This is a genomic window from Sulfurimonas sp. NW7 (assembly GCF_051132265.1).
In the GTDB taxonomy this organism is placed as follows: Bacteria; Campylobacterota; Campylobacteria; order Campylobacterales; family Sulfurimonadaceae; genus Sulfurimonas; species Sulfurimonas hydrogeniphila.
This window is the reverse complement of the sequence record NZ_CP093235.1, coordinates 843,043-869,444: the sequence shown is the minus strand read 5'-3', so window position 1 is coordinate 869,444 and position 26,402 is coordinate 843,043. Positions and strand designations below refer to the sequence as shown.

Sequence of the window (26,402 nt, the reverse complement as noted above, 5' to 3'; positions counted from 1 at the left end):
TATAATTTAAATAACGAAGTCTTGATATACAACAATATTTTTTAAATTATTCTCTAAAGCATCTTCCAATCTGCAAAACAGTTCATATATCATATTTGCATAATCTTTTGCTTCATATTCTTTAGAGTGAATCGTACTTATATAATAGTCATTATTTGAGTTTAGATGCAAGAGATTGTAGTTTATATTTTCGGCGGCTTTGATATAATGTTCCTCATCCACAGAATCCTGAATGATACAATGAAGTTTATCATTTAAGGTAATAAATTTATCGGTACTTCTTAATCTTGTTTTAAGTTCATTGAAGTCTATTGCAATTTTACATTCACAATATATTGCAATGAAAGAAAACTCACTGCCATACCGCTCTTTTCTGTAAAAGAACTCTTTTCCTTCTTCTTTAAGAACTTCCATATACTGATGTTCATTTTTTCTTATTTCTGCTATTACCTGTAACATGATTCTACTCCTATGACATACAAGATTATAATCTATTAAAATAAATAAGCCCTTATTAATGACCAAAATGCTATTATCTCTATTAAAAAGTAAACTATATTATGGCATTAATTGATCTACAAAAAATCAGCAAACACTATTCGGCACAAAAAATTCTCACTGAGGTTGACTTTCATGTGGATGCAGGTGAGCGTATAGTCATCATCGGAAAAAACGGCAGTGGAAAATCCACCTTGATGAAAATACTCAACGGAACACTCATACCTGATGGCGGACGCCGTATCATCAAAAATGATTTGGAAATCAAAATGCTGGACCAGCGTCCGGCATTTGAAGAAGGCCACACTGTCCGTCAGGCAGTTGAAGCAGGTCTTAAAGAGCTCAATGCCGCAAAAGAGCGCTACAATGAACTCTCACTGCTTTTAAGTGAAGATTTTGAAAACAAACTGCTTTTGGAAGAACATGAAAAGCTCTCTCGCTATATTGAACATCATAATGCCTGGAATCTAGATGATAAAATAGAGCGTATCATTGGGCATTTTCAGCTCAAACCTTATGAAAACAAGCCTGTTATGCTCTTAAGCGGAGGCGAACAGCGGCGTGTGGCACTTGCTTCACTCCTTTTGCAAAAACCGGATGTCCTGCTTCTTGATGAACCGACGAACCACCTTGATGTTTATATGGTTGAATTTTTAGAAGAGCTGATTCTCAAAGAGAAATTCACTCTTGTTTTTATCTCGCATGACCGATATTTCATTGACCGAATTGCGACAAAGAGTGTTGAAGTCGAAGACTGCATTTTGCGTGAATACAAGGGCGGATACAATGACTACCTCACACAAAAAGAGGAGTACCTCAGAACCCTGCAAAAGCAGCATGACAATCTGCTGGGCATTCTAAAAAGAGAAAACGAGTGGTTTGCCAGAGGGGTGCGTGCAAGGCTCAAACGAAACGAAGGGCGCAAAGAGCGTTTGATGCAACTGCGCGAAGAGGCAAAAACAAATCCTGCCAAAATCAGAAAAATGTCTGTAGAACTCCAAAGAGAAGCAAAACATTTTAACCGTGACAAAAGCGTCAACAAACAAAAAATGCTTTTTGAAGTCGAAGATCTGTCTCTCAAACTCGGTGACAAAGAGCTGTTACACGGCTTTACAACACGCATACTGCAAAAAGATGTCATCGCCATTGTCGGGCCCAACGGCAGTGGAAAATCAACACTGCTAAAAGCTCTGCTTGGACGCATAGAGCCGACAAGCGGCAAGATAAAACGCGGAGAATTCAAAGTAGGCTATTTTGACCAGCACAGAGAGATGCTTGATGATGACAAAAACCTCATAGAGACTTTTTGTCCGCACGGCGGCGACCGTGTCAATGTACGAGGCAGTGATTTACATGTATACGGCTACCTTAAAAACTTTCTCTTTCCGCGTGAATTTTTAGACAAAAAGATAGGTGTACTCAGCGGCGGCGAGAAAAACCGTGTTGCCCTTGCTCTGCTTTTTACACAGGATGTTGACATCCTCATTTTGGATGAGCCGACCAATGATCTGGATATTCCTACGATTAATATTTTGGAAGAACAGTTGACAAATTTTCCCGGTGCCGTCATTATTGTATCGCATGACAGATATTTTGTTGACAAAATCGCCAAAAAACTCTTTATTTTTAAGCCTGATAAAACCATTGAAGAGTCACATCAGCAATACTCCGAGTATCTGGAGATAGAAAAAGAGCTGCAAGAGCTGAACACTATGGAAAAAGAGGCGACAAAAAAAGAGGAAAAACCGCGTTTACATGTAACGCAAAAACCAAAAACACTCAAACTTACTTTTAAAGAAAAAATAGCCCTGGAAAAACTTCCGGCCGAGATAGAAGAACTAGAAGCAAAAATAGAAGAAAAAAACACCTGTTTATCCGATCCGAAATGTTATGAGGAGACAGGTCTGAGCAAACTTGCCAAAGAGTTGGCAGATATGGAAGCGTTGTATGAGCAAAAAGTTGAAGAGCTTTTAACAATTCAGGAAAAAGAAGAAGAGATTAACAATGGATGAACAAGAGTATAAAGAAAAACGCGCCCAAGAGGTCAGCCAACTCGGAGCCGGACATACAGAGTACAAATATGAATATGCACCCGAGCTTTTAGAAACTTTTGAAAATGTTCATCCTGAAATGGACTACTGGGTGACACTCAATGCAGACGAATTCACATCACTTTGCCCTAAAACAAATCAGCCGGATTTTGGAACACTCATTATCAACTATATTCCTGATGTAAAAATGGTGGAAAGCAAATCACTCAAACTCTATCTTTTTAGTTTTATCAACAGTGGTGAGTTTCATGAAGACGTCGTCAATAAAATAGGCAAAGATTTGGTCGCCTTGATGCAGCCGAAGTATCTTGAAGTTGTAGGTCTGTTTTACCCACGAGGCAATATCAGCATCCATCCGACTTTCAGTTATGCAAATGGTGAAGAAAAGTACAAAGAACTGGAAAAATACAGATTTTTAAACAGAAATCTCAATCCGCTAAGAGTAGGATAATATGCAATTAACACCTTTACATGTAAAAGAAAATACAGGCATACAGTATATGTCTCGTGAACTTCTGTTTCTGGCACACAGCGGACAGCCTTACAGAGGAACTGTTTACATCAACTTTACCAGCAGTGGTGAGACCTTTGATTTACGTGATTTTAAAAAATACCTGACCTCACTCAGAGACAAAAAGTTTACTGCCGAAGATATTGCTTTTGAAATCTATGAGACAATTACACAAAGTATACAGACAAAAAATCTGGGTGTAGTAGTTGATTTGAGCGCACGCGGAGGTTTGCAACAGCGACTCTGTTACGGAGCAGACTTTATACCTGTAAAAAAAGAAAATATCTTTCAGGTATGATAAAAAAGACGCACAGCCCAGACTGCAGTGAGTCTTCGAAATCGGCACTTCCGTGCCGACTGTTCCAACTTAGGGAAAAGCTCCTTATTTATTCGCATCCTGTAAAGAATCAGCGATTAAAAATGCCAACTCTAATGACTGATCAGCATTGAGACGCGGGTCACAGTGTGTATGATAACGAGAACTTAAATCCTCTTCTGTTACAGTAAATGAACCGCCGATACACTCCGTAACATTTTTTCCTGTCATCTCCAAATGAACTCCGCCGGCAAATGTACCCTCAGCCTTATGTACCTGAAAGAACTGCTTCATCTCGGTTAATATAGCATCAACAGGACGTGTTTTATAGTTGTTGGATGATTTTATAGTATTTCCGTGCATTGGGTCACATGACCAGACAACGTTGAGTCCCTCTCTCTCAACAGCACGAATCAATGCAGGCATATGCTCGCCGACTTTGTTCGCACCCATTCTCACAATGATATTGAGACGCCCTGCTTCATTTTCAGGATTTACCGCCTGAGCCAACCGTACCAGATCATCCGGGTTCATAGTAGGTCCCGCTTTAATGCCTATAGGGTTTTTAATGCCTTTCATATACTCAACATGCGCACCGTCAAGCTGGCGTGTTCTATCCCCTATCCATACCATGTGTGCTGCAGTATTATACCAGTCACCGGTAAGAGAATCCTGTCTTGTAAAAGCCTCTTCATACGGTAAAAGCAGTGCTTCATGGGAAGTAAAAAAATCTGTTTCACGCAATGTTCTGTATGTTTTAGAAGTTACACCACAGGCTTCCATAAACTTTAATGATTTTTCTATATCCTCTGCCAATGCTTCGTATTTCTCACCCACTTCACTTTTATGGGCAAAATCCAGGTTCCACTTACTGACCTGGTGCAAGTCAGCCAATCCGCCTGATGCAAAAGCACGGAGCAGATTTTGTGTAGCCGTTGCCTGGTTATAGGCTCTTATCATACGTTCCGGATCCGGTGTACGTGACTTTTCGTCAAAGTCTATACCGTTAATAATATCCCCACGGTAAGAGTCAAGAGTAATATCCCCTTTTGTTTCCGTATCTGAGGAACGCGGTTTTGCAAACTGACCGCCGAGACGTCCTACTTTTACAACAGGAAGTCCGCCGGCATAGGTCATAACAACCGCCATTTGCATCAAGGCTTTAAAAGTATCGCGAATATTATCTGCATGAAATTCACTGAAACTCTCGGCACAGTCACCGCCTTGCAGTAAAAAAGCCTTTCCCTGTGACACATTGGCCAACTGTTCTTTCAATGAACGTGCTTCTCCTGCAAATACCAATGGCGGGTAGCTTTTCAACTCTTTTAAAACAGCTTCAAGTTTTGCTTTATCAGGATATGTCGGTTGTTGTAATATCGGTTTTTCTCTCCAGCTAGACGGGCTCCAAGTGCTCATTATCAGACCTTATATATTATTGTTTTTGGAATTTTATCAAAAAATAGCTAAAATTGCTATGAGAAAAGCTTTTTTTATGCTTAAATTAGTATAATTGTGAATATTTTTATTTGGAGATTTATGACAAAAAGTGACTTAAAATCATTAGTAACTCAAATGTATCATGAGCTGCTTGAAAATATTGACACACAACAAGAGCCTAACAAGGAACAGGTTATCACCTATTTGCAGGATGCTGTGATGACTATTCAAAATATAAATGACGGGGATATAGACTCAGTAGAACATGCAAAACTGGCATTCACCAACACTTATAAAGAAATTGCAAATAAAACACTTTTATCATATCAACATACAAACAACAAATTTGCCAAACTGACTCAAATTCATGAAGAGACTATTCACAGCTATGAAAATCAGCTCATAGATATGCCTTCAATAAAAGAAAAGTTTGATGAGATTCAAAATCACATGGCAAAAGAGGTACAACGCGCAAATCAGGTTATATCAGAGTTAAGCACACAGGTAAAAAAACTTGAAGAGAGCTCAAACCTGGATTCTTTGACAAAAATATTCAACAGACGGGCACTTGATACATACCTTCAAAAACTCTGTGCAAAAAAAGAATTAGAGTATGAACTGCACATACTTCTTCTGGATATAGATGATTTCAAACATATCAATGATAAATACGGACATATTGCAGGTGATAAAATACTGATTTTTGTTGCCAGACTTTTAAGAAAAACATTGCGTGACGGTGATAAAGTTTTTCGTTACGGTGGCGAAGAGTTCTTGATTATACTCAACAGAATAGATGCACAAACCTGCCAAAAAATTGCAAGAAGAATTTTAACGCTTATCAGTTCAAATCAACTCTTTTATCAGGGAAAATCTTTGAAAGTAACCATGAGTCTGGGTGCGACAATGTACTATCCTGGCGATACGGCGGAAACACTTATAGAAAGAGCTGACAAGGCACTGTACAAATCCAAGCAAAACGGAAAAAATCAAATGCATATGGAAGTGAAAAATGGAATTTAACTATTTTGACATTATTGTAGGAGTTGTCATTCTACTCCTGGGTTTAAAAGGAATACTGAACGGGTTTTTTAAAGAAATTTTCGGACTCATTGGTATCATAGGCGGTATATTCGTAGCATCCAGATTTGGTGATGATGTCGGACTGTATCTGAGTAATACGATATTTAAATTTTCAAACGAATCGGCTATAAGTTTTACAGGTTTTCTGGTAACACTGGCACTTTTTTGGCTGGTAATGGTTCTTATAGGGTTTGCATTTAAAAAGTTAAGCGCAGTAAGCGGTCTTGGTCCGATAGACAAAATTTTGGGATTTATCGTAGGTTCAAGCAAGTTTTTTCTTATAGCAGCAGTTATTGCTTATGCGGTTTATAATGTCAAGGCAATAAGAACGACACTTGATTCTGCACTCAAAACAAGTATACTCTTTCCTGTTTTAGTCGAAACAGGAAAATATATTATGAAAATAGACCCTACGGATATTTCAAATGATATCAATACAACAATCTCACAGGGCAGTGCTGATATGCAACAAAAAATTGAAGACAACATCTCAGCAGCAGCCTTGCAGCAAATTGACACTATCAAAAATCAAATAAAAGAGAAATAATTATGATACATGTAACGACAAACTTCAACAATAAAACCATGGAATATGAAGAACTGCTGAATGATTTCAAAAAATTATTAAAAAAGAATAATCTCAAATTTACGATTCAGCGTGAAGTGATATTGGAAACTCTGTACAATTCGGATGAACATCTGACTCCTGAAGATTTACATCATCTCCTGCAAAACAAATACCCGGAACTAAAAACAGGTATAGCAACTGTTTACAGAACACTTTCGCTTCTTGAAGACTCCCAGGTTGTTACCTCACTTTCATTTGGAGCACAGGGAAAAAAATACGAACTTGGTGTAAAAATACATCACGACCACCTCATCTGTACAGAATGTGGAAAAATCACAGAATTTTTGGATGATGAGATAGAAAAGCGCCAACATATAATCACAAAAAAATTCGGTTTTAAAATGACTGACCACTCTATGCAGATATATGGCGTTTGTAAAGAGTGCCAAGAAAAAGAAAACAACTAAGAAAGAAGGAAAACTATTGATTTTTGAAAATAAATACATACAGCAAAGAATAGAAAAAGCAAATGCATTAAAAGATGCAGGGTACAATCCTTATGCAAATGATTCACAAAGAAATACAACTATCGAAAAATATTTGAATGTCAACTCTGATGTGGCCGAGATGGAAAACAAACGTGACGAAAAGCGTCACTACATTGTAAGCGGGCGTATAAAGTTTCTTCGTATTATGGGAAAAGCAAGTTTTGTAAAGATTGAAGATGAAAGCGGTATGCTACAGGTTTATATTACACGCGACAATCTTCCTGAGGGTTTCTACAACACTATGTTTAAAAAAAACATAGAAGTCGGAGATATCATTGAAGTCGGCGGTTTTCCTTTTGTAACAGGACAGGGAGAACTCTCTTTGCATGTAGACAGTTTCAAACTCCTGACAAAAGCCATCTCACCGCTTCCTGAAAAATTTCACGGTATTACTGACAAAGAGATTCGTTACAGAAAACGCTATCTTGATCTGATTATGAATGCGGAAGTCAGAAAAACTTTTCAAATCCGTTCCCGCGTTATCTCTTTGACACGCCGTTTCTTTGAGGACAAAGGTTTTTTGGAAGTGGAAACACCTATGATGCATCCTATTGCCGGCGGGGCCAATGCCAAACCTTTTGTTACACATCATAATGCACTCGGTGTTGACAGATACCTCAGAATTGCACCGGAACTTTACCTTAAAAGGCTCATTGTCGGCGGTTTTGAAGCCGTTTTTGAAATCAACCGTAACTTTAGAAATGAGGGGATGGATGCAACACATAACCCTGAATTCACCTCTATAGAGTTTTACTGGGCATACAAAACATACAAAGATTTAATCGAAATCACAAAAGAGTACTTCCAGTACCTTTTTGAACATTTAAATCTGCCGACACTTTTGCCTTACGGTGATTTGGAAGTCAATTTTGCAAACTTCCAGGAGATTCCTCTTATAGAGTCTTTAACAACGATTGGCGGAGTTCCTGCAGATGTTACAAAAGACAAAGAAAAAATCATTGCCTATTTGAATGAAAAAGGTATTACGGTTAAACCCGGAATGAATTTGGGGCAGCTTCAGGGTGAACTTTTTGATGAATTTGTTGAGAAAAAACTGATAGACCCTACTTTTATTACAGAGTATCCTGTTGAAATTTCTCCGCTTGCTCGCAGAAGTGATGCACATCCTGAAATTACAGAGAGGTTTGAACTCTTTATAGCAGGCCGTGAAATTGCCAATGCTTTCAGTGAGTTAAATGACCCAATAGACCAACTTACACGTTTTGAAGGACAGATGGCTGCAAAAGAGAGCGGAGATGATGAAGCCCATGAAATGGACAGTGATTTTGTTGAAGCACTCAGCTATGGCATGGCACCAACAGCGGGACAGGGAATAGGAATAGACAGACTTGTAATGTTGCTGACAAATGAGCACAGCATAAGAGATGTTTTACTCTTCCCTGCTATGAAGCCTGTACAGGAAGAAAACACAAAAGAAGAGGAAGAGTAAAAATACTCTTTCCTCCCTCTTCTGCTGATTACAGCTTTTCTGGAGTCAGCCCTGCACTTTCTAAAAAATGACGCAGTTCTACCACTATCTCTTTTGAAATATTTGTATCTTGATGAGGAAGAGGCATAACATACTCTTTGTCATTTAAAAATATTTTTACATGATGATTTTTTGTCATCTCTGTTTTTGCACCATAATGTTCTAACGCATGTATTAGTTTTTTATAATCAATATTAGATGAAAGCGGATGCTCAAATACTTTTTCTATTTTTGCTTTGTGTTTACTCATGGGTAAATCCTTTTCTTTTTTATTTATAGTGCTATTATAACATGCAGACAGAGAAACTTTTGCTACTTAGTTTGCATTTTTTTTCAAAATCAGGAATGCAGTGCCGGAACTCACCGTTTTTCTCACAAGTCATGCTTTAGCATAGAAAATCCGGGTTCCAAAATATTCCTGAATCGGTACTTTAGTGCCGACTGTTGTTACATCCTTGTCACTCTCAGCCCACCCTAAAGGATGGGTTCCAGAAAAATAATATGCTTTTTCCCAACCTAATGCATCAAGACTGAAGTCCGAGGGTTTCGAAATATTCCGGAATCGTTACTCTGCTTTTCCTCCTTCTTTGCTACTCTGTTCTTTTTTTAAAGATAAGCAGTGTTTTGTCTTGTGTATCATAAAGAGAAAAAGTCTGTTTTTCTACAAGTTTGAGTTTTGAAAGTTTTTGAAATATCTGTATTTTATGAAAGTACTGCACAATTGTATCTTGCTGTTTTGTGTAACTTCCATCTTCTTTTTTTTCAAAAAGTGTAAATTTTGTATGCAGTTCATTGTTTTGAAATATGGCATCGACATTTAAAAATTCTTCTTCATTTTCACTGCTCATCGTTCCTTCTGCCACATCACTGAAACCATAAAGCGTATTGATATCAGCGATAAAAACACCCTCATCACTGAGTTTGTCCGCAACCGATTCCAAAAAAGAAAGAAGACTCTCTCTGTCCATAAAATTTAAAACATCAAAAATACTTACAATGGCATCAAATTTGCCATCAACCTCTTTTATATCAATGCACTCGGCGTCAAATCCCTGCTCTTTACACTCAGCAACCATTACAGCACTCAAATCAATGCCTTTACATGTAACACCGTCGCTACTCATTCGCTGCATAAATCCGCCACGACCGCATCCGACATCCAGCAGTGTTTTTACACTATAGTCATCCAGTTCCGAGCGGTATAAATCATAAAGTGCCTCTGTAGCCTCTTCTATACCTAAAAGATGTTCTGCCTTGGCATAAAGATCAAGATTAGTCATTTTCTGCTTTTATAACTTCATTAATTTTTTCGTAAATATCCAAAACTTCATCTTTTTTGGCAATATAACTGTTCTTGTTTGCTATTAGATAGGTCGAACTTGTCATAATGTCCTGCACAACTTCCAAACCGTTTTGTTTCATAGTCGTTCCCGTTTCAACAATATCTACTATCATATCTGCAAGACCGATTAACGGGGCAAGTTCTATAGAACCGTAAAGCTTTATAATTTCTACACTCACAGCCCGTTCTTCAAAGTAACGCTTTGTAATGTTGACCATTTTGGAGGCTACTTTAAGCTCAGGTTTTGTCAAATCAAACTTTTCACCCTTTCTCATGCCTATCGCCACTTTACAAATACCACGACGCAAATCGAGCAAACGGACAACATCAAGGCCCTGTTCTTCCAGGGTATCAAGCCCGACAACCCCAATATCAGCTGCCTGATGGTATACATAGGTTGCCACATCTTGATTACGCACAAGTAAAAAACGAAATTTCGACGTCTCAAGAATTAGTTTTCTGTCATCAAATTTAAAACTGTCACCAAAAATAGTTTCAAAAATTTCCAAAGTTTCTTTGGCTATACGACCTTTTGGCAGTGCAACTGTTAGCATAGTCTATCCTCATTCTGTAATATAATCTTTTTCATAGAGTTGAAAATCAGTTTTTCATCGACTTTTGCATCTCTAAATATCTTTTTAAATTCCAAGGCATCGCCACCTGTCAAGATGACCGGCAGGTTATGGGACATTACTTCACTATAGAGTGTTTTTAAATATCCGTAACTTATGGCATCTTGTGAATTTTTTGGCATTATATCCAAGTCACACTCAAAGTTAAATGAATATGCCAGCGCAGGAGAAATATTCTCATAGGTTTTTTGCATTGCTTTAATTCCCGGGTAAATAAAACCGCCCATGAATTGTCCGTTTTTTACAACATCAACAGTCACAGCACTCCCCGCATCAATAATAATACCGTCGGAAACAGACTCTACGGCAAAAATTCTGTCAATTCCCATAGTCTGATAATATTTTTTTTTATCAATATATTCAGATAAATCTATCCAGTTTGGCAAAGACTGCAAGTTTCCATGCAGAGCCTTGTTCACACAAATATAATAGACTTTTTCTTTTACACAGGAGGGGTCAAAACTCTTTACATGTTCTTTATAGTCTCTGTTTTCATCATAAAAATGATAGGAAGTATTGCCTATATCACACAAAAGCATTATTGGATTTTCCATCCTGCTTCTTTAAAAGCTTTTTGGGCTTTTGAGCATAAGGGTGCATCTATAAACAAAATCTTATGTTTAAAATTGTGTTCACAGTAGAGTGTCAACTTTGCATAAATCTCTTCAAATTTATGAACATCTTTCATCAATATTCTGCTCTTTTGGCTCACAGCAAAAATTGCCCAAAAATATCCGCGTATATCTGTTGCCTTATAAATTTTTATCTTATTTCTTATACCCAAATCTTTTGGAGAAATCTCCTGCATCTTTTTAAATATTTTACCCTTGTGTCTCAAAGAGTCTACAATCATTTGCATAGAAATACTATACTCCTTTGTTTTTTGCAATTATAAATGCTTCACATTCATCTACGGGTAACGGCTTGGAGAAAAAATACCCTTGAATGTCATAACATCCCTCTTGTACTAAAAAGTCCAGTTGTTCTTTAGTTTCAACACCTTCAGCTATTATTTGCAAGCCTAAATTTTTTGCCAAAGATATAATTGTTTTGACAATTGCAACATCATCTTTGTTTTTTGGAACATCTGTAATAAAACTACGGTCTATCTTGATTTTGTTTACCGGCAGTTTTTTCAGATAGGACAATGATGAATATCCTGTGCCAAAATCATCTATAGAAACGGAAATACCCAAGTTTTGTATTTTATTTAAAATATCTATAGATTTTTGAGGATCTTTCATAATCTGACCTTCAAGAATTTCAAGTTCCAAAAGAGCTGTATCAAATTGCAAACGCTCAACAGTATAAGCAAGCTCTTCAATATAATTACCGCTTTCTATCTTTTTAGTAGACACATTTACAGAAACCTTTCCAAATTCAAGACCCTTTTGCTGCCATTTCAGTATCTGTTTTATTGAATGCGTCAGCATGTATTTGTCAATTTCGAGAATTAAGCCTGTTTCTTCACAAAACGGGATAAAATCATTCGGATTAATCAAACCTTTTTGCGGGTGTATCCAACGAATCAATGCTTCTAATCCTACAATTTTTCCGTTTCTTGCATCTATTTTCGGTTGAAAGTAACTTACAAATTCTCTGTTTTTCAAGGCTTTGCGTATATCTGCATCGAGTTGAATTTTCTGCAGTGCCATCTCTGTCATTTTTTTCTCATAAAACTGATAAGTGTTCTTACCGCTGTCTTTTGCTTTATACATGGCAGTTTCAGCATTGCGTAAAAGCTGGCTCGCTTTTTTGGCATCTTGAGGATACAGGGCTACACCAATACTGAATGTAGTATATATTTCTATATTTTTTATATTAAACGGTTTTTTCATCTGAATCAAGATAGATTCAATCAGATTTATTGTACTGAAATGAGTTGTATTTCTGTGCAATATGGCAAACTCATCTCCGCCAAGCCGTGCCAGAGTATCATCATTTTTTATACACTTTTGCAGCCTTTTGGTAATTTCTAACAGCAATTCATCGCCTACTTCATGTCCGTAGGTGTCATTGACATCTTTAAAGCTGTCTAAGTCTAAGAAAAATATACTCAACTGTTCGCCGGTTGCTTTGTAGTGTTTTATAGCCTCTTCAATTCTGTCTAAAAGCAACACTTTGTTTGGCAGTTCTGTCAAATGGTCATGATGCGCAATAAATCGCAAAACATTTGACTGCAGTTCCAGCTCTTTGGTTTTTTCCTCTACACTTTGTTCGAGTATCTCATTTTGTTCTTCTATAAAGCGTTTGTAATTTACATTATAAGCATAATACAAGAGCACAATGATCAATAAAAAAATGAGCAGTGTTACTTCCAAAATACTGTTTTTAGCCTGTTCAATATCTGAAAGATCAATCAGTCTCAAATCTTTTGCAATGATAAAATAGCCCATGGATTTTGCATTCAAATCCGGCAACCGGAAGGTTGTAATCAAAAGAGAATGCTCTTTGTCTACTCTATATTCAGGAATATCAAGGTATTTTGTAATTGACGAATTTTTGACTATTTCAAGCAGCCTGTTGCTCTTAAAGGGATTGACTATATAATAATTTTCAACAAAAGTATTTGAATAGGCTTCACTCAACTGCTTTTTATAACTTTTGTCAACAACTATCAGCAGATCATTGCCACTGCGTTTCATTTTTTCACTTATGGAGTCAAATTTTGCGATGGTCTCAACAATACCTATGAACTTGCCTCTTTCATAGATCGGCACCATTGCTTTAAAAGTCATATCAAATTTTCCGGTACTGACGGTGGAGATAACTTTAGGGTCATGAATAGCCTGCTTTACATCCTGTCGCACAAGAGAGAGATCATCTCCTCTTTTGTCACTCCAGCTTCTGTAAATGCTTCTCCCGTCGGATGCGATAAACTGTATCCAGATATTTTTTAAAGAGGAGTAGCGTTGCAGAGTTGTAATTAAATTATCAAGATAAAGACTGCTGTGATTTTTCTGTTCTAACGCATTTTTTATATTCTGATTTGCAGAAAGTGCCAAAGTCACCAGCAAAATCGCCTCAGATTTTTCTTTAATCAGACTCTGCAGTTCATTTTTCATATCTTTACTGACTTCAAAATACTTTTCATTTTTTAAAGTCTCTACTTTATTGGTCACATAAAGATAGCTTCCTGTCAAAAAAACTGTAATTAACAATACAGCTATGACAATGATTCTTAAAAACTGCGTCATAAAAAATTATTTACTCAAACCTAATTCTGCAAATAAAACTTCAAAATATTCACTGATATTCAGAAGCTCTTCCATAAGCGTTCCAAATGCTTTATCCTCTTCTATCCACTCTTCAATTCTTTTGACACTGTCACTTTTTTGGCTCTCATCCAGCTTGTCACTGTTGACAACTGCATCTTTGATTTTTTCTAAATGTTCTTTGTGTTTATGTGCGCTCATTTCTTTTTCCTTTGTAATTAATAATTTTCATATTTTCCGGCTTTTACATCTTCTCTAAGCTTTTGAATCTTTTTTTCCATAATATTTAAAATAATATCTGCCGCCTCTGTATCATCCGCTTCGGGAACATCCCAGTCTGTTATTTTCATATTCATTTTAAACAGTAATTCCAACTCTTTTTCTATTTCAGCCTTTCTTTCCGCCAATTCCTGTATAACTGCATCTGACATTTTCAATCCTTACTTTTTCTTTTAGTATACATCAAATTTTATTTAATATCTATATACTTTGGAATGAAACTTTTGATTTTTTTGTAAATCCTTTCAAAATCTGTTGAGTAGACTCTTGTATGAGCAACAGCAGTGATAAAGTTCGTATCTCGCTCCCATCTTGGAACAAGATGCATATGAATATGCTCGGCTATTCCTGCACCCGCCGCCTTGCCCAAATTCATACCGATATTTACGCCGTTTGCACCTAATCCTTCTTTGAGCAGTTTGACACTCTGCTGTGCAAGTTTGGACATATTCAGCCAAACTTCACTCGGCAGCTCTTCAAGTTTGTCCGTATGCATATGGGGGATAATCATAAAATGCCCCGGAGTATAAGGATATTTGTTCATCACCATAAAACAGTGTTCATTTCTGTAGAGTACATGTAAAGACGCATCCTCTTGCGGGTGTGTACTGATATGGCAAAAAACACACCCTTTTATTTTTTCCTGTGTAACATATTCATCCCGCCAGGGAGCATATAAAATATCTTCCATTCATTCTCCTTCAAAAATTATAAATCGCTATGGCAACAGTAATAAAACCAGCCTAAAGCCCGCACTGAAGTACGGGTTCCAAAAAAAAACACAGACTCACCCGGAATCGGTACTTCAGTGCCGGCTATTGCTACTTTCTTGCCACTCTCAGCCCGCACTGAAGTACGGGTTCCGAAAAAAAATACAGACTCACCCGGAATCGGTACTTCAGTGCCGACTATTGCTACTTTCTTGCCACTCTCAGCCCGCACTGAAGTACGGGTTCCAAAAAAAAACACAGACTCACCCGGAATCGGTACTTCAGTGCCGACTATTGCTACTTTCTTGCCACTCTCAGCCCGCAGTGAAGTACGGGTTCCGAAAAAAATACAGACTCTCTAGGAATCGGTACTTTAGTGCCGACTGATGGCGACAGCATTACAAAAATGCAAAAACCAGATCAGGAAAAGCCACGACAAGCCCCAGACCTAACAACTGCAAAGCGATAAAAGGGATAATACCTTTGTAGATATCCATCGTTGTAACACTGTTGCCGGCGGCCCCTTTTAAAAAGAAAAGCGAAAGTCCAAACGGCGGTGTTAAAAATGATGCCTGCAGATTCATGGCTATTAACACGCCAAACCAGATGGGATCTATTCCAAAAGCAGCCATAACAGGGACTAAAATAGGTACAATAATGAAACTTATTTCTATAAAATCTATAAAAAATCCGAGTATAAAAATACTCAGCATTGCCACAGCTATAAATACCCAGACATTTCCTATGTCTTGCGAGAAAAATTCCAAAATCAAATCAGTTCCGCCGAGTTCGTTAAAAACAAGACTAAAAGTTGTCGCACCGATTAAAATCATAAAAATCATACCGCTGAGCTTCATCGTCTCAAACAGAGCATATTTTATCATCGCAAACTTAAGTGTTTTATTGTATGCCGATAAAATGACGCCACCGAGTACGCCAAAAGCCGCTGATTCTGTCGGAGAGGCGATACCGGTAAAGATACTACCCAAAACCGCCAGCATTAACAAAAGCGGCGGGATTATAGCAGAGAGTACGGCAAACATACTGATTTTTTCTTCACTCATCAGTGCCGGAGCATCTTCTTTGTTCATGAAAGCACGAATGAGAATATAGGCTATATAGAGTGAAACAAGTGTCAGTCCCGGCAAAACCGCACCTTTGAACAAATCACCGACACTGACACTCATCACATCACCCAGCACTATAAGAATGATCGAAGGCGGTATAATCTGTCCAAGCGTTCCGCTTGCGGCAATAGTTCCCGATGCCAGGCTTTTATTGTACCCGGCTCCAAGCATCAACGGCAAAGCAATGACACTCATCATTACCACAGAAGCCGAAACTATTCCCGTAGAAGCTGCCAAAAGTGCGCCGACCAGAACAACACTTACACCCAAACCGCCGCGAACACTTTTAAAAAGCGCACTCATCGAAATCAGCAGCTTTTCCGCCATACCTGACTTTTCGAGAATCAGTCCCATCATAATAAAAAGCGGCACTGCCATAAGCGTAGTATTGCTCATAATGCCGTAAATTCTAAAAGGCAGTATATTAAAAACATCAAATCCCAAAGAAGGAATGAAAAAGGCAAAAAACATTGCCACACCGCCAAAGGCAAAGGCAACAGGGATTCCCCAAAGTAAAAGTGCAAGCGCCACACCAAACATTACAAATGCCATTAGAGTGATTTCCATTTTTCAATGTCGCTTACAAGCTCTTTGAGTGCCTGCAACACCAAAAGAACAAAAGCAAACGGCATCAAAGATTTGACAATCCAACGGTATTGCAAACCGCCCGGATCTGAAGAGGCTTCATGCTGCACAAAGCTCATCTCCACAAATCCTATTCCTATATAAATAATCAAAATTGAAAGAGGGAGTACAAAAAAGAGAGCCGAGACAATATTAATGAGGGCCTGTGTCTTTGGCGAAAATTTTTCATAAAAAATATCAACACGGACATGGGTATTATGACGCAGAGCAAAGGCAATACTGAGTAAAATAACCACATCAAAAAAATGCCACTCCAACTCCTGCAGTGCCGTAGAACCGTGAGAAAAAAGATAGCGGCTTGTTGCATCAAATACAACCAAAACAACCAGTAATGCCAGAATCACTGCAGTCAAATAAGATATATACTTCATAAATTTATCGACAGCATTTAACATACAAAAATCCTATATAAAATTCGGTGCATCATTGGCAAAGAGTATGATATCGCCTGATTTTGTCTGACTGGCCAAAATGTCAACCATTGATGCTTTGTCTTTGAGTATTATTTTGTTCTTTACATGTAAATGCCTGTCAAAAAGATCTGCATTTAAGGAGCCGGTAACAATCACTATGTCAAAGACTTTGTTGATTGCTTCAATCAGCTGCAGATTCAATTCATCCGTACTTTCAACAAGTCCCGGTGTAACGATGACTTTTCTGCCCTCATGCAGTGAACACAAACGTATACCCTCAAGCATACCGTCAATATTTCCGTTATATCCGTCATCAAGAATGATTTTTCCACCGGCTTTTATGAGTTGGAGTCTATGCTCAACCGGTTCGAGGTTTTTGACAGCCTCAACTATCTCTTCATCACTCATTCCAAAACTTTTTGCTATTCTTACCGCTACGGCAATATTCATCGTCTGAAAAGCACCCAGAATATCTGTATGCAGTTGTAAAGTTCTCCCATCTGATTCAAGTTCAAAATCAGTACCTTCGAGCGTTGCCTGTACGTTTTTTATCTCATCACCGAAAAAAGTTACCTTTTCATGCGGTTCATCTGTCACAGAGGTATGAATAAATGCCTGCTCCAACCTTGGTGATTTAATAATTTCGAGTTTTGTAGCGATAATATTTTTCAAAGATTTAAAATACTCTATATGTGCCTCACCCACACGCCCGACCACAACTCTCTGCGGTTCCAGAAAAGTCGTAATTTCATAAATATCTCCGCGCTCTCTTGCGCCTGCTTCACATACATATATCTGTGTATCTTCAGGGAGATTATTGTTTATATCCGCAACAATTCCGCCTAAAGTGTTTACACTTCTCGGTGTTGCATAGACATTAAATTTATACGAGAGAATTTTGGCTGTAAAGTTTTTAATGCTTGTCTTGCCGTAACTGCCGGTAATGCAGACAATTTCCAAATCTTTCATAGATTGCAGTTTTTTCTTCGCCTCTTTCATGTAGACTTTGAAAAGAAACTTCTCTATTATATAACTGCCGATATAGGCAAGTGCCAAAGGCATAAAAACACCGTATGTTGCACAGCCCTCTTTAAGCGTACACAGTACATCCTGAAACAATGTCAGCGAAACCAAAAGAATCAAAAATCTTTTGACACGCCATGTAAAAACCAGCTTTTTATCAAGCTTTTTATACCAGATAATAATACTCGGGACAAAAGCAAATATAAAAAATATAATGAAAAACTTCCCTGTTGTGTAATAGGCGATAAAAGGAATAATAAAATACAAAATATGCCAATGCGGTTTATGATGTCTGAAAATCACTCTCTCAATTTTATAATCATACCACTGCAGGTTTGTAATAAGGTACCAGCCTAAAAGTGTGACAAAAAGAACATTGGTTACAAAGGCCAGCAGTGTTTCATACTCTTGCATTGCATACTCCCTTTTAGTGTTGCATTGTTTCTAAAAACGCAGTTTGAATTTTTAAAGAAATATCCTCTGCATTTTTCATAAAAAAATAATGATCGCCATTATATACTTCCAAAGCAGAATCATTGATAAGCTCTTGGATTTTTCTTCCCGAATCAAGTGGGGTGGCACTGTCCTCTTTACCCCAAAAAAGCAATGCTTTTTCTTCAAATCTTGAAAATTCATCACTAAAATCTTCATTGACCACATTTTTAAAAGTCTGATACATGTATTCGCTGAGTTGCTTGGCATCATCTGCCACAAAGAGCGAACGGAATTTGGATAAACCAAAAACTTTCAATGCCTTAAAAAGTGCTATTTTTGCCTGTACTTTCAAAGGCTTTGGTATATAAATACCGGCACTTGCAACCAAAACAAGCAGTTTCGGCTCCAGCAACAAAGCAACTTTTCCGCCAAAAGAGTGCCCCATTACAATATCTTTTGAAGCATTCATATGAATCATCAGCAATTCTACAATTCTTGCTACATCAGCAGTTGTTAAAGCATCATTACATGTAGAATTACCAAAACCCGGCAAATCTATATAGATGTGGCGAAAAGTGTCCATATAGGGAGAAAATGTCTGTTTCATCAGATTTTTATTGCTTCCCCAGCCATGCAGGACTATCAAATCAACCTTTGCTTGAGGATTCACTATTTCATAACTAATGTCAAAAGTATGCTGATTATACTGTATTGACTTTACCGCCATCTATTTGCCTTTGGCCTGAGAAATAGAGTGAATATAATCATAAGTCACTTTTGGACGTTTTGAATGGGGTAAAGAGGAGGCAAGTTCTTCAAGAGAGGCTGCAAAATCTTCAAAAAGATAATTTGCCATAGAACCCGGAATAGGGTTGATTTCATTGAGCAGTACTTCATCATTGAAAACAAAAAAGTCACAGCGTATCAAAGCACCTTCAAACAAACCACGATAGACTTTTTCAAAATTTGTTTTCAGACGCAGTGCCAACTCTTCACTGACATCCGCCTGAAGCACCTGTTCACTTCTTGAAAAATCCATATACTTTTTCTCAAAATCTAAAAATTCTTCTTTTTTCGGTTCTTCGACAATGGAGTAATGCATCATGCCGTTTGCGTAATATCCTGCCAGATTATACTCTTTGACACCCTCTAAAAACGGCTCTACAATGAGTGTGTCATCAAATTCAAAAGCAACATCGAGTGCATAATCAAGTTCACTTTCATCTTTGACTACACTTACCCCGATTGAGCTGCCAAGAGAAGCAGGTTTGACTATAAAAGGATACGGTATCGTTATATTGCAATGTTCATTTTTATGAATAACTTCATATTTTACATACTTGACACCTGTGGCTTCACACAAATATTTTGTATAACGCTTGTCATAAGAGAATGTACAGGCATCCACACGCGGACCAATGTATTTTACAGAGTAAAAATCAAACAGTGCGGCTATTGTCCCGTCTTCTCCATCCGCCCCGTGAATTAAATTTAACACGATACTGTTGTATTGACTCTTTGAAAACATGCTTTTTTGTACAAAAGAGCCCTGTGCGAGTGTAAGCAGAGGCATCTTTTTATAGGCACCTTTTGAAAAAGTGACTGCTTTCATTTTTGCAGGTTCTATGAGATAAAAAGTATGATCACTGTCACAAAATACAAATGTCAAATCAAAACCTGCTAATTTCTCTTTTAATGTTATGGCACTGACAATGCTTATTTCATGCTCGAAACTTGCACCGCCAAATAAAATTGTTAATTTCAATAGATATTTCCTTTTAAATTGTTTGGAGTTGTTTAAGGGCACCTTTTACAAGTGAAGCGGTATCGTCTCCCTCACATGCGCTCAATGCCTTTGCTATTTTATCTTTTTTAAAGCCTAAAGCTTCCAGTGCTTCACTGGCTTCGTTAAATGCCTGTGAGGCCTGCGGTGTTGCATTGTCACCGAGTATTTCAGCATCAAAACCGTTAAGTTCCACTAAAATTCGCCCGGCACTTTTAGGCCCTATTCCGGGTACTTTTTTGACACCGTTCACGTCTTTGTTATTTATAATTGCAGCAAACTGGGAAGGTGTATAGGTAGAACAGATTGCCATAGCAACCTTGGGACCGACGCCGTTGATTTTGATCAAACGGGAAAACATTTTTTTCTCTGCCATATCCATAAAACCAAAAAGCAGCTGTGCATCTTCGCGAATGATGTGTGTTGCAAACAAAGAAACATTTTCTTTTGGCAAAGCAGAAAATGTGTGTAAAGAGATAAAAACCTCATATACAATTCCCTGTACGTTTACATGTACATATTTTGGTTCTTTATATTCAATTTTTCCGTGTAAGCCTACTATCATATTTATTTCATTTCCTCTTCATTCATAGGACGTATGGCATATTCGCCTTCGTCCAGTTCAACGAGTCCAAAAACCTGTTCACGGGAACCTTCCATAGGTTTATAAACCAGTTCCATAGGAGGGTCGACCAGTTTAAATCTAATTTCGTTGTACCCTATCCACCTGTCTCTGTTTATAATCCTTGCATCAAAAATATTTTCTTGAAAAGAAGAAGTTTTTGTTGTTAAAAGGTTTAACGCATCCTGTGTCACTGAAACTTCGGTCTTTAAATTCTTTACATTTTCCTGCATGACCTGAAACTGTTTGTATTTTTTTACAAAAGAAGCAGGCATTTTCACTCCGTTTTTTTTGTAATGCAAAAGTCTTTTTTTAATTTCTATAAAAGCCGGTGTTGCTTCTTTGAGCAAATGCATCTGTTTTTTTAATTCTTCTCGTAACTCTTTGAGCTGCAGCTCCAGTTTTTCTATTTTTTGCTGATTCTCGTCCAGGCTTTCTTTGGCTTCTTTTTGCAACAAAGGATCAATCGTAAAAATGTTTTCACTGCCCTGAAGTTTTTGTATTTCAATGCGTTTTGTTGCAATTGCTTTGACATGAGAAGTACAAATTTCTATATCTATTTCCCGGCCTCGAATTATACCACCTAAAGCTTGTGCAACCTTTACCTGCTCACCGTCAATTTCACCATGTTCGAGTCTCGTAACCCGGATATTTTTCCCATAGGCTTTCCCCTTATGGACATTTATTTCCAAGTTGTCTGCTTTGATAACAGCAGTTTTATGCGTTTGTCCGTTTACAGTAGCCTCTTTTGCTATAACTTTTGCATTGGAGCCGACATTTCCTTCAATTTTTATTTTACTTACCTCAACAGTCATACCTGTTCCAACAGCATCTTTGACGGCATCTGTCTCTTTTACAGACATCTCCACATCAGAGTCCACACCGCTTTTGATAGATCCTGTCGTTTTGAAACTGACTTCTCTTACATCAACGTCATTTTTTATCACATAAGTATCGTTTTCAAAAGCAATATAACCATTTTCATTGGCAATATATTTTATTGATTTTTCATCTTCAACGACTCGTATCGTACTGTCAACTTTAAAAGTCGGTTCATGTTTGACGACAGGCTCGGCAGGTTTTATATATTCGCCACGACAGTTACGCCCGGGTTTTCCGGGTTTTGGTTTGATATACTCTATAAGCACTTCATCTTTTTTGACACTTTGTATAAACCCTCTTAACGCATAATCAATTCTCTCATTTTCATCAAACTCTTTATTTTTTTCAAAATAGAGTATCAAAGCATCATTTGTTGTAGGTGTCGGCTCAATCCCTTCTGCTATCAAATGTGTTTCATTTTGCAAAAATTCAAGGTGCTGCGCCACTCTGACTCGTGCAGAGATTTTTGAGACCACATCAGGAAGCATCTCATCAAAAATATGCACAAGAATTCCTGCCCGTATTTTTTTCTTATTTATAAGATCCAAAAAACTGTCTTCGAATCTCGGAGAATACTCAACACTTGATCCCGCTGCAATACTCAGATACACTTTACACTTTGTAGCATTGGCCCCAACTGCTGTTTTGAAATTTTTACAGAGTTCATCTTCATCCAGCCTTTTGGAAAAAATTTCCACCTCATATGTCTGTTTAATCTGAAAATCAGGGTTTAAAAAGCTCTCTTCATTGTTGAGTTCACGCAGGGCTTCGGGTGTGACTTCTTCCCATTCACTCTCTTCTTTGTCTTTTTTTATTCTCGTATAAGTCTGAATATCAAGTATGTTAAAATCCAGCAATTCCGGCTTTATATCGTATGATTTTGCAATGTTAAAAATCTCTTTTGCAACATTTTGCGTTCGTACGACAGTCGGACGAACTTTTCTTACTGTTTTAGTCTTTTTATCAGAACCAAATAATGCCATAATGAAATTACCATACTTTTTTTAATTTTTTTTATGAAAGATTTTAACCAAAGATTTGTTAAAATTATGTAAAACTTATATTATATCGACAAAGAAGCCTATGTTTAAAGCAATTTTCACCAACAGTTTTGGAATTCTCATCTCCCGTGTATTGGGATTTTTCAGAGACCTTTTAACCGCATCCGCACTTGGTGCAAACATATACAGCGATATATTTTTCATCGCCTTTAAACTCCCCAATCTTTTTCGCAGAATTTTTGCAGAAGGTGCTTTCAGTCAGGTTTTTATACCTGCGTTTACACGAAGCAGACACAAGGCGCTCTTTAGCATCAATATACTCCTTGTTTTCACTTCTGTCATACTTATACTCACCCTTCTTGTCAATCTCATACCGCAGCTTTTTACAAAAGCAATCGCCACAGGTTTTGATGCGGACACCATTGCCCTCGCCGCTCCCTATGTTGCCATCAATTTTTGGTACCTTCCGCTTATATTTTTTGTTACATTTTTGAGTGCTATGCTGCAGTACAAACACCATTTTGCAACCTCGGCATTTGCAACTGCCCTGCTCAATCTTTCACTCATTGCTGCTTTGTACCTCTCTCAGGACAAAAGCCAAAGTGAAATTGTTTACTATTTAAGTTACGGGGTCATTATTGGCGGAGTGTTGCAACTCGGCGTCCATCTGCTGGCCATATACAAACTCGGACTGGCAAAACTGCTTCTTGGCGGCGTGAAGTATTTTGGAGTCAAATCTAAAAATATAAAAGAGGATACCAAAAAATTTCGCACAAATTTCTTTCCGGCGGTCTGGGGAAACTCTACCGCACAGGTTTCTGCTTTTTTGGACACTTTTTTAGCCTCGTTTTTAGTCACCGGTTCTATCTCCTATCTTTACTATGCCAACCGCATTTTTCAACTGCCTTTGGCACTTTTTGCCATTGCCGTATCTGTTGCGCTGTTTCCAAGAATCGCACGCTATTTAAAAAACAATGATGAAGCAAAAGCGCTTGCAAATCTGCAAAAGGCTTTCTGGTTTTTGGCATTTCTGCTTACATGCAGTACTCTTGGAGGCATCATCCTTTCTCATGAAATCATCTGGCTTTTGTTTCAAAGAGGTGCCTTTGACGCCCAGGATACCCAAAACACAAGTGCCGTACTGCAAATGTATATGCTCGGACTTTTACCTTTTGGCATACAAAAACTTTTTGTTCTCTGGCTCTATGCAAAAGAGATGCAGGCAAAAGCCGCAAAAATAGCGACTGTTTCTCTTGTCGCCTACATTACTTTTGCCTTGGCTTTTATTGGCCCTTTTGGCGTGGCAGGTTTGGCACTGGCAAGTACCATCGGCGGCTATGTGAGTCTCTTTTTTACCCTCAAAGTTTTTGGGATAAAAAACTTTTTTGCTATACTTCGTTCAAAAAATCTCATCTATCTGGCTGTAAGTTCTGTTGTACTTATCGCATTACTACTCTATTTAAAGGAAATTCTCCGTGCATATATTTGATTCTGTACAAAAAACAAAACGAAAATTCATTCCGCTCAAAGAAGGAAAAGTCACACTCTATGTCTGTGGTCCTACCGTTTATGATGATGCCCACCTCGGACATGCAAAATCAGCGCTTGTGTTTGACTTGCTTACGCGTGTTTTGGAGGCAAACGGATATGAAGTCATCTATGCACGCAACATTACCGACATAGATGACAAAATCATCAAAAAAGCGATAGAGCAGAAAAAAGAGATACAGGAGATTACAGACTTTTATACAGAGGCATACCACAAAGAGATGGAAGCTATCGGTGTAAAAAAACCGACACTGGAGCCAAAAGCAACACAAAACCTTGAAGCGATGGTTGATTTGATACAAAAGCTCATAGACAAAGGACATGCCTACACAACACCTGATGGCGATGTCTATTTTGATACGGCAAGCGACAGTGAGTATCTGACGCTTTCACACCGCAGCCAAAACGAAGAAGACAAGCAGGAGCGGGTCGCGAGTTCTAGCTACAAAAAAAATCATGCCGATTTTGCCCTGTGGAAAAGTGTCAAGGACAACAGTGTTACCTTTTCTTCTCCTTTTGGTGCAGGTCGTCCGGGCTGGCATCTGGAGTGTTCTGCCATGATAGAAAAGCATTTGGCCTACAAAGATACGCCTTTTGCCATAGACATCCACGGAGGCGGAGCTGACCTGCTTTTTCCCCACCATGAAAATGAAGCGGCACAGACACGGTGTGCCACAAAACATGAACTTGCCAACTACTGGATGCATAACGGATTTGTCAATATTGAAGGCGAAAAGATGAGCAAATCACTGGGCAACAGCTTTTTTCTCAAAGATGCCCTCAAAGAGTATGACGGCGAAGTATTGCGGTTTTACCTCTTAAGTACACATTACCGCAGTAATTTTAATTTTAACACGCAGGATCTGGAAGCTTCCAAAAAGCGTCTTGACAAACTCTACAGACTGAAAAAACGTCTTTTTGGTTTGTCTGCGTGTAATGATGAAACACCCTTTAAAAAAGAGCTTTTAAAATCTCTTAATGATGATATGAATGTCTCAACGGCTCTGGCCCTTATTGATGAGATGATAAGTAAAGCCAACGAAACACTCGACACTGCAGGAAAACACAAACTGCTCAAGCGTGAGACTCTGGCAAATTTGGCATACATAGAAGAAATTTTGGGCTTTGGTGTACAAAATCCTTTTGAGTATTTTCAGTTTGGCATAGATGACAATACAAAAGAGAAAATAAATACCCTCATAGAACAAAGAGACAGCGCAAAAAAAGAGAAAGATTTCGCGCTCTCGGACAAGATTCGAGATGAAATTCTTAGCCTTGGTGTTCATCTAATGGATACCCCGCAGGGAACTTTTTGGGAAAAAGTATAAATGACACTCAAAGAACTCCAACAGCACCTTGAGAAAAACGCCCTTACATGTAATGAAGAGTTTAAACGCTTGTTTCATGGTCGTGGCGGACTTTACGAGGAGTGGAAGCATCTTACAGTAGACTCCATTGACACTATTTTAAGTATTGCTTTGTATTTTGAAAAAAAGAATGAGACAGAACTTTTAGAGATGCTCAAAGCCTTTACATGTAACACGCGATATACAACACTTGTAATACAAAGACGATATCTTAAAGATGCACCGAGTGAAGTGATTACAGGAGAAATTCCGCAGGATTTACATGTAACAGAAAACGGCATGCAACTCAAAATCAACCTTCTCTCCAACAAAAACAGCGGTTATTTTCCCGATATGAAGAACGGGCGTGCCTTTGTACGCGAAAATGCCAAAGGCAAACACATTTTAAATCTCTTTTCCTATACCTGTGCATTTAGTGTTGCGGCAAAGCTCGGAGGTGCAAAGAGTGTTGTCAATGTCGATATGAGCAAAGGTGCCCTAAAAACAGGAATGGCAAACCATGCTTTAAACAATCTCGACCCAAAAGGTGTGAGCTTTCTCTCATACAACATACTCAAATCATTCTCTTCACTCAAAAGAAAAGGTCCTTACGATATGATTATCATCGACCCGCCGAGCTTTCAAAGAGGCAGTTTTGAAGCGACAAAAGATTATGAAAAACTTATAAAAAAACTGCCGCAGCTTGCAAGCAAGAACTGCATACTTTTGGCATGTCTGAATTCTCCTGAGTTGGAAAGTAACTTCATTATAGAGATGATAGAAAAATTCGCACCGAGTTTTACATTTGAAAAACGACTGGAAAACCTGCCTGAATTCGCAAGTAATGACGAAGAAAAAAGTTTGAAAAATCTTGTTTTTACAAGAGTTGCTGTATAAT

The 26,402-nt window shown here is 38.0% G+C and carries 29 protein-coding genes; 11 read left to right on the top strand and 18 right to left on the bottom strand.

Going from position 1 to position 26,402, the window contains the following annotated elements; all coding sequences use genetic code 11:
- Nucleotides 1–6 precede the first annotated feature (6 nt).
- The gene (locus MLC35_RS04600) at nt 7–459 is read right to left on the bottom strand and encodes a hypothetical protein (RefSeq protein WP_434638044.1); all 453 of its coding nucleotides are present in this window, start codon (nt 457–459) and stop codon (nt 7–9) included.
- Between the two features lie 101 nt (nt 460–560).
- On the opposite strand from MLC35_RS04600, the gene MLC35_RS04595 reads away from it, so the two are divergent.
- The 3 genes from MLC35_RS04595 to MLC35_RS04585 are packed head-to-tail and all read left to right on the top strand — an operon-like array spanning nt 561 to nt 3,358.
- The gene (locus MLC35_RS04595) at nt 561–2,510 is read left to right on the top strand and encodes an ABC-F family ATP-binding cassette domain-containing protein (RefSeq protein ID WP_346388597.1); all 1,950 of its coding nucleotides are present in this window, start codon (nt 561–563) and stop codon (nt 2,508–2,510) included.
- The gene (gene queF, locus MLC35_RS04590; RefSeq protein WP_346388596.1) at nt 2,503–3,000 is read left to right on the top strand and encodes a preQ(1) synthase; all 498 of its coding nucleotides are present in this window, start codon (nt 2,503–2,505) and stop codon (nt 2,998–3,000) included. Before MLC35_RS04595 ends, queF begins: the two co-directional genes overlap by 8 nt.
- 1 nt (nt 3,001) lies before the next feature.
- Nucleotides 3,002–3,358 (top strand): hypothetical protein, encoded by a 357-nt coding sequence (locus MLC35_RS04585; RefSeq protein ID WP_346388595.1) that lies wholly within the window; start codon nt 3,002–3,004, stop codon nt 3,356–3,358.
- 84 nt (nt 3,359–3,442) lie between these two features.
- On the opposite strand, the gene MLC35_RS04580 is transcribed toward MLC35_RS04585, so the two are convergent.
- The gene (locus tag MLC35_RS04580; protein ID WP_151900628.1) at nt 3,443–4,792 is read right to left on the bottom strand and encodes a class II 3-deoxy-7-phosphoheptulonate synthase; all 1,350 of its coding nucleotides are present in this window, start codon (nt 4,790–4,792) and stop codon (nt 3,443–3,445) included.
- A 120-nt stretch (nt 4,793–4,912) separates the two neighbouring features.
- On the opposite strand from MLC35_RS04580, the gene MLC35_RS04575 reads away from it, so the two are divergent.
- From MLC35_RS04575 to lysS, 4 genes are read left to right on the top strand one after another with little or no spacing between them, the layout of a single operon-like run.
- Nucleotides 4,913–5,836 (top strand): GGDEF domain-containing protein, encoded by a 924-nt coding sequence (locus MLC35_RS04575; protein ID WP_151900629.1) that lies wholly within the window; start codon nt 4,913–4,915, stop codon nt 5,834–5,836.
- Nucleotides 5,826–6,443 carry a CvpA family protein gene (locus tag MLC35_RS04570; RefSeq protein WP_151900630.1) on the top strand — a complete coding sequence of 206 codons (618 nt, stop codon included), beginning with the start codon at nt 5,826–5,828 and terminating at the stop codon, nt 6,441–6,443. The genes MLC35_RS04575 and MLC35_RS04570 overlap by 11 nt, the downstream gene beginning before the upstream one ends.
- A 2-nt stretch (nt 6,444–6,445) precedes the next feature.
- On the top strand, nt 6,446–6,931 hold the full coding sequence (locus MLC35_RS04565; RefSeq protein ID WP_151900631.1) for a Fur family transcriptional regulator: 486 nt from the start codon (nt 6,446–6,448) through the stop codon (nt 6,929–6,931).
- A 16-nt stretch (nt 6,932–6,947) separates the two neighbouring features.
- Complete coding sequence (gene lysS, locus MLC35_RS04560) at nt 6,948–8,462, top strand: lysine--tRNA ligase (RefSeq protein ID WP_346388593.1); 1,515 nt, start codon at nt 6,948–6,950, stop codon at nt 8,460–8,462.
- A 28-nt stretch (nt 8,463–8,490) separates the two neighbouring features.
- Here the strand turns inward: lysS and MLC35_RS04555 are convergent, their stop codons facing one another.
- From MLC35_RS04555 to MLC35_RS04515, 9 genes are all read right to left on the bottom strand, one after another.
- On the bottom strand, nt 8,491–8,751 hold the full coding sequence (locus MLC35_RS04555; RefSeq protein ID WP_346388592.1) for a hypothetical protein: 261 nt from the start codon (nt 8,749–8,751) through the stop codon (nt 8,491–8,493).
- A 340-nt stretch (nt 8,752–9,091) separates the two neighbouring features.
- The gene (locus tag MLC35_RS04550) at nt 9,092–9,781 is read right to left on the bottom strand and encodes an SAM-dependent methyltransferase (protein ID WP_151900635.1); all 690 of its coding nucleotides are present in this window, start codon (nt 9,779–9,781) and stop codon (nt 9,092–9,094) included.
- Entirely contained in the window at nt 9,774–10,397 is a 624-nt protein-coding gene (gene hisG / locus MLC35_RS04545; protein WP_418641256.1) for an ATP phosphoribosyltransferase, read from the bottom strand. Before hisG ends, MLC35_RS04550 begins: the two co-directional genes overlap by 8 nt.
- Nucleotides 10,391–11,029 carry a type III pantothenate kinase gene (locus MLC35_RS04540; RefSeq protein ID WP_434638042.1) on the bottom strand — a complete coding sequence of 213 codons (639 nt, stop codon included), beginning with the start codon at nt 11,027–11,029 and terminating at the stop codon, nt 10,391–10,393. The genes hisG and MLC35_RS04540 overlap by 7 nt, the downstream gene beginning before the upstream one ends.
- Nucleotides 11,014–11,334 carry a hypothetical protein gene (locus tag MLC35_RS04535; RefSeq protein WP_151900637.1) on the bottom strand — a complete coding sequence of 107 codons (321 nt, stop codon included), beginning with the start codon at nt 11,332–11,334 and terminating at the stop codon, nt 11,014–11,016. Before MLC35_RS04535 ends, MLC35_RS04540 begins: the two co-directional genes overlap by 16 nt.
- Nucleotides 11,335–11,341: 7 nt before the next feature.
- On the bottom strand, nt 11,342–13,672 hold the full coding sequence (locus MLC35_RS04530) for an EAL domain-containing protein (protein ID WP_434581431.1): 2,331 nt from the start codon (nt 13,670–13,672) through the stop codon (nt 11,342–11,344).
- A 6-nt stretch (nt 13,673–13,678) separates the two neighbouring features.
- On the bottom strand, nt 13,679–13,891 hold the full coding sequence (locus MLC35_RS04525; protein ID WP_151900639.1) for a hypothetical protein: 213 nt from the start codon (nt 13,889–13,891) through the stop codon (nt 13,679–13,681).
- A 17-nt stretch (nt 13,892–13,908) separates the two neighbouring features.
- Nucleotides 13,909–14,121: a hypothetical protein gene (locus tag MLC35_RS04520; protein WP_434638040.1), complete on the bottom strand. Its 213-nt coding sequence runs from the start codon at nt 14,119–14,121 to the stop codon at nt 13,909–13,911.
- A 38-nt stretch (nt 14,122–14,159) separates the two neighbouring features.
- Entirely contained in the window at nt 14,160–14,660 is a 501-nt protein-coding gene (locus tag MLC35_RS04515) for an HIT family protein (RefSeq protein ID WP_151900641.1), read from the bottom strand.
- Between the two features lie 117 nt (nt 14,661–14,777).
- Between MLC35_RS04515 and MLC35_RS04510 the strand changes: the two genes are divergently transcribed.
- Nucleotides 14,778–15,041 carry a hypothetical protein gene (locus MLC35_RS04510; protein ID WP_434638038.1) on the top strand — a complete coding sequence of 88 codons (264 nt, stop codon included), beginning with the start codon at nt 14,778–14,780 and terminating at the stop codon, nt 15,039–15,041.
- A gap of 36 nt (nt 15,042–15,077) precedes the next feature.
- Here MLC35_RS04510 and MLC35_RS04505 read toward each other — a convergent pair whose 3' ends face one another.
- From MLC35_RS04505 to MLC35_RS04475, 7 genes are read right to left on the bottom strand one after another with little or no spacing between them, the layout of a single operon-like run.
- Nucleotides 15,078–16,358: a TRAP transporter large permease gene (locus MLC35_RS04505; protein WP_230973241.1), complete on the bottom strand. Its 1,281-nt coding sequence runs from the start codon at nt 16,356–16,358 to the stop codon at nt 15,078–15,080.
- The gene (locus tag MLC35_RS04500) at nt 16,358–16,846 is read right to left on the bottom strand and encodes a TRAP transporter small permease subunit (protein ID WP_151900643.1); all 489 of its coding nucleotides are present in this window, start codon (nt 16,844–16,846) and stop codon (nt 16,358–16,360) included. The genes MLC35_RS04505 and MLC35_RS04500 overlap by 1 nt, the downstream gene beginning before the upstream one ends.
- 9 nt (nt 16,847–16,855) lie before the next feature.
- The gene (locus tag MLC35_RS04495) at nt 16,856–18,301 is read right to left on the bottom strand and encodes a Mur ligase family protein (RefSeq protein ID WP_151900644.1); all 1,446 of its coding nucleotides are present in this window, start codon (nt 18,299–18,301) and stop codon (nt 16,856–16,858) included.
- Nucleotides 18,302–18,314: 13 nt separating this feature from the next.
- The gene (locus MLC35_RS04490; RefSeq protein WP_151900645.1) at nt 18,315–19,049 is read right to left on the bottom strand and encodes an alpha/beta fold hydrolase; all 735 of its coding nucleotides are present in this window, start codon (nt 19,047–19,049) and stop codon (nt 18,315–18,317) included.
- Nucleotides 19,050–20,087 carry a D-alanine--D-alanine ligase gene (locus MLC35_RS04485; protein ID WP_151900646.1) on the bottom strand — a complete coding sequence of 346 codons (1,038 nt, stop codon included), beginning with the start codon at nt 20,085–20,087 and terminating at the stop codon, nt 19,050–19,052.
- A 13-nt stretch (nt 20,088–20,100) separates the two neighbouring features.
- Nucleotides 20,101–20,670, bottom strand: a complete 570-nt coding sequence (ruvA, locus tag MLC35_RS04480) for a Holliday junction branch migration protein RuvA (protein WP_151900647.1) — start codon at nt 20,668–20,670, stop codon at nt 20,101–20,103.
- A gap of 2 nt (nt 20,671–20,672) precedes the next feature.
- Nucleotides 20,673–22,592, bottom strand: coding sequence for a flagellar assembly protein A (locus MLC35_RS04475; protein ID WP_151900648.1), 1,920 nt, complete (start codon nt 22,590–22,592; stop codon nt 20,673–20,675).
- Between the two features lie 100 nt (nt 22,593–22,692).
- Between MLC35_RS04475 and murJ the strand changes: the two genes are divergently transcribed.
- Genes murJ through MLC35_RS04460 form a run of 3 tightly spaced genes read left to right on the top strand, consistent with a single transcriptional unit; the run spans nt 22,693 to nt 26,401 of the window.
- On the top strand, nt 22,693–24,099 hold the full coding sequence (gene murJ, locus MLC35_RS04470) for a murein biosynthesis integral membrane protein MurJ (RefSeq protein ID WP_434638035.1): 1,407 nt from the start codon (nt 22,693–22,695) through the stop codon (nt 24,097–24,099).
- Complete coding sequence (cysS, locus tag MLC35_RS04465) at nt 24,086–25,486, top strand: cysteine--tRNA ligase (RefSeq protein ID WP_151900650.1); 1,401 nt, start codon at nt 24,086–24,088, stop codon at nt 25,484–25,486. The genes murJ and cysS overlap by 14 nt, the downstream gene beginning before the upstream one ends.
- Nucleotides 25,487–26,401 carry a class I SAM-dependent methyltransferase gene (locus MLC35_RS04460; RefSeq protein ID WP_434638033.1) on the top strand — a complete coding sequence of 305 codons (915 nt, stop codon included), beginning with the start codon at nt 25,487–25,489 and terminating at the stop codon, nt 26,399–26,401.
- Nucleotide 26,402: the final 1 nt, after the last annotated feature.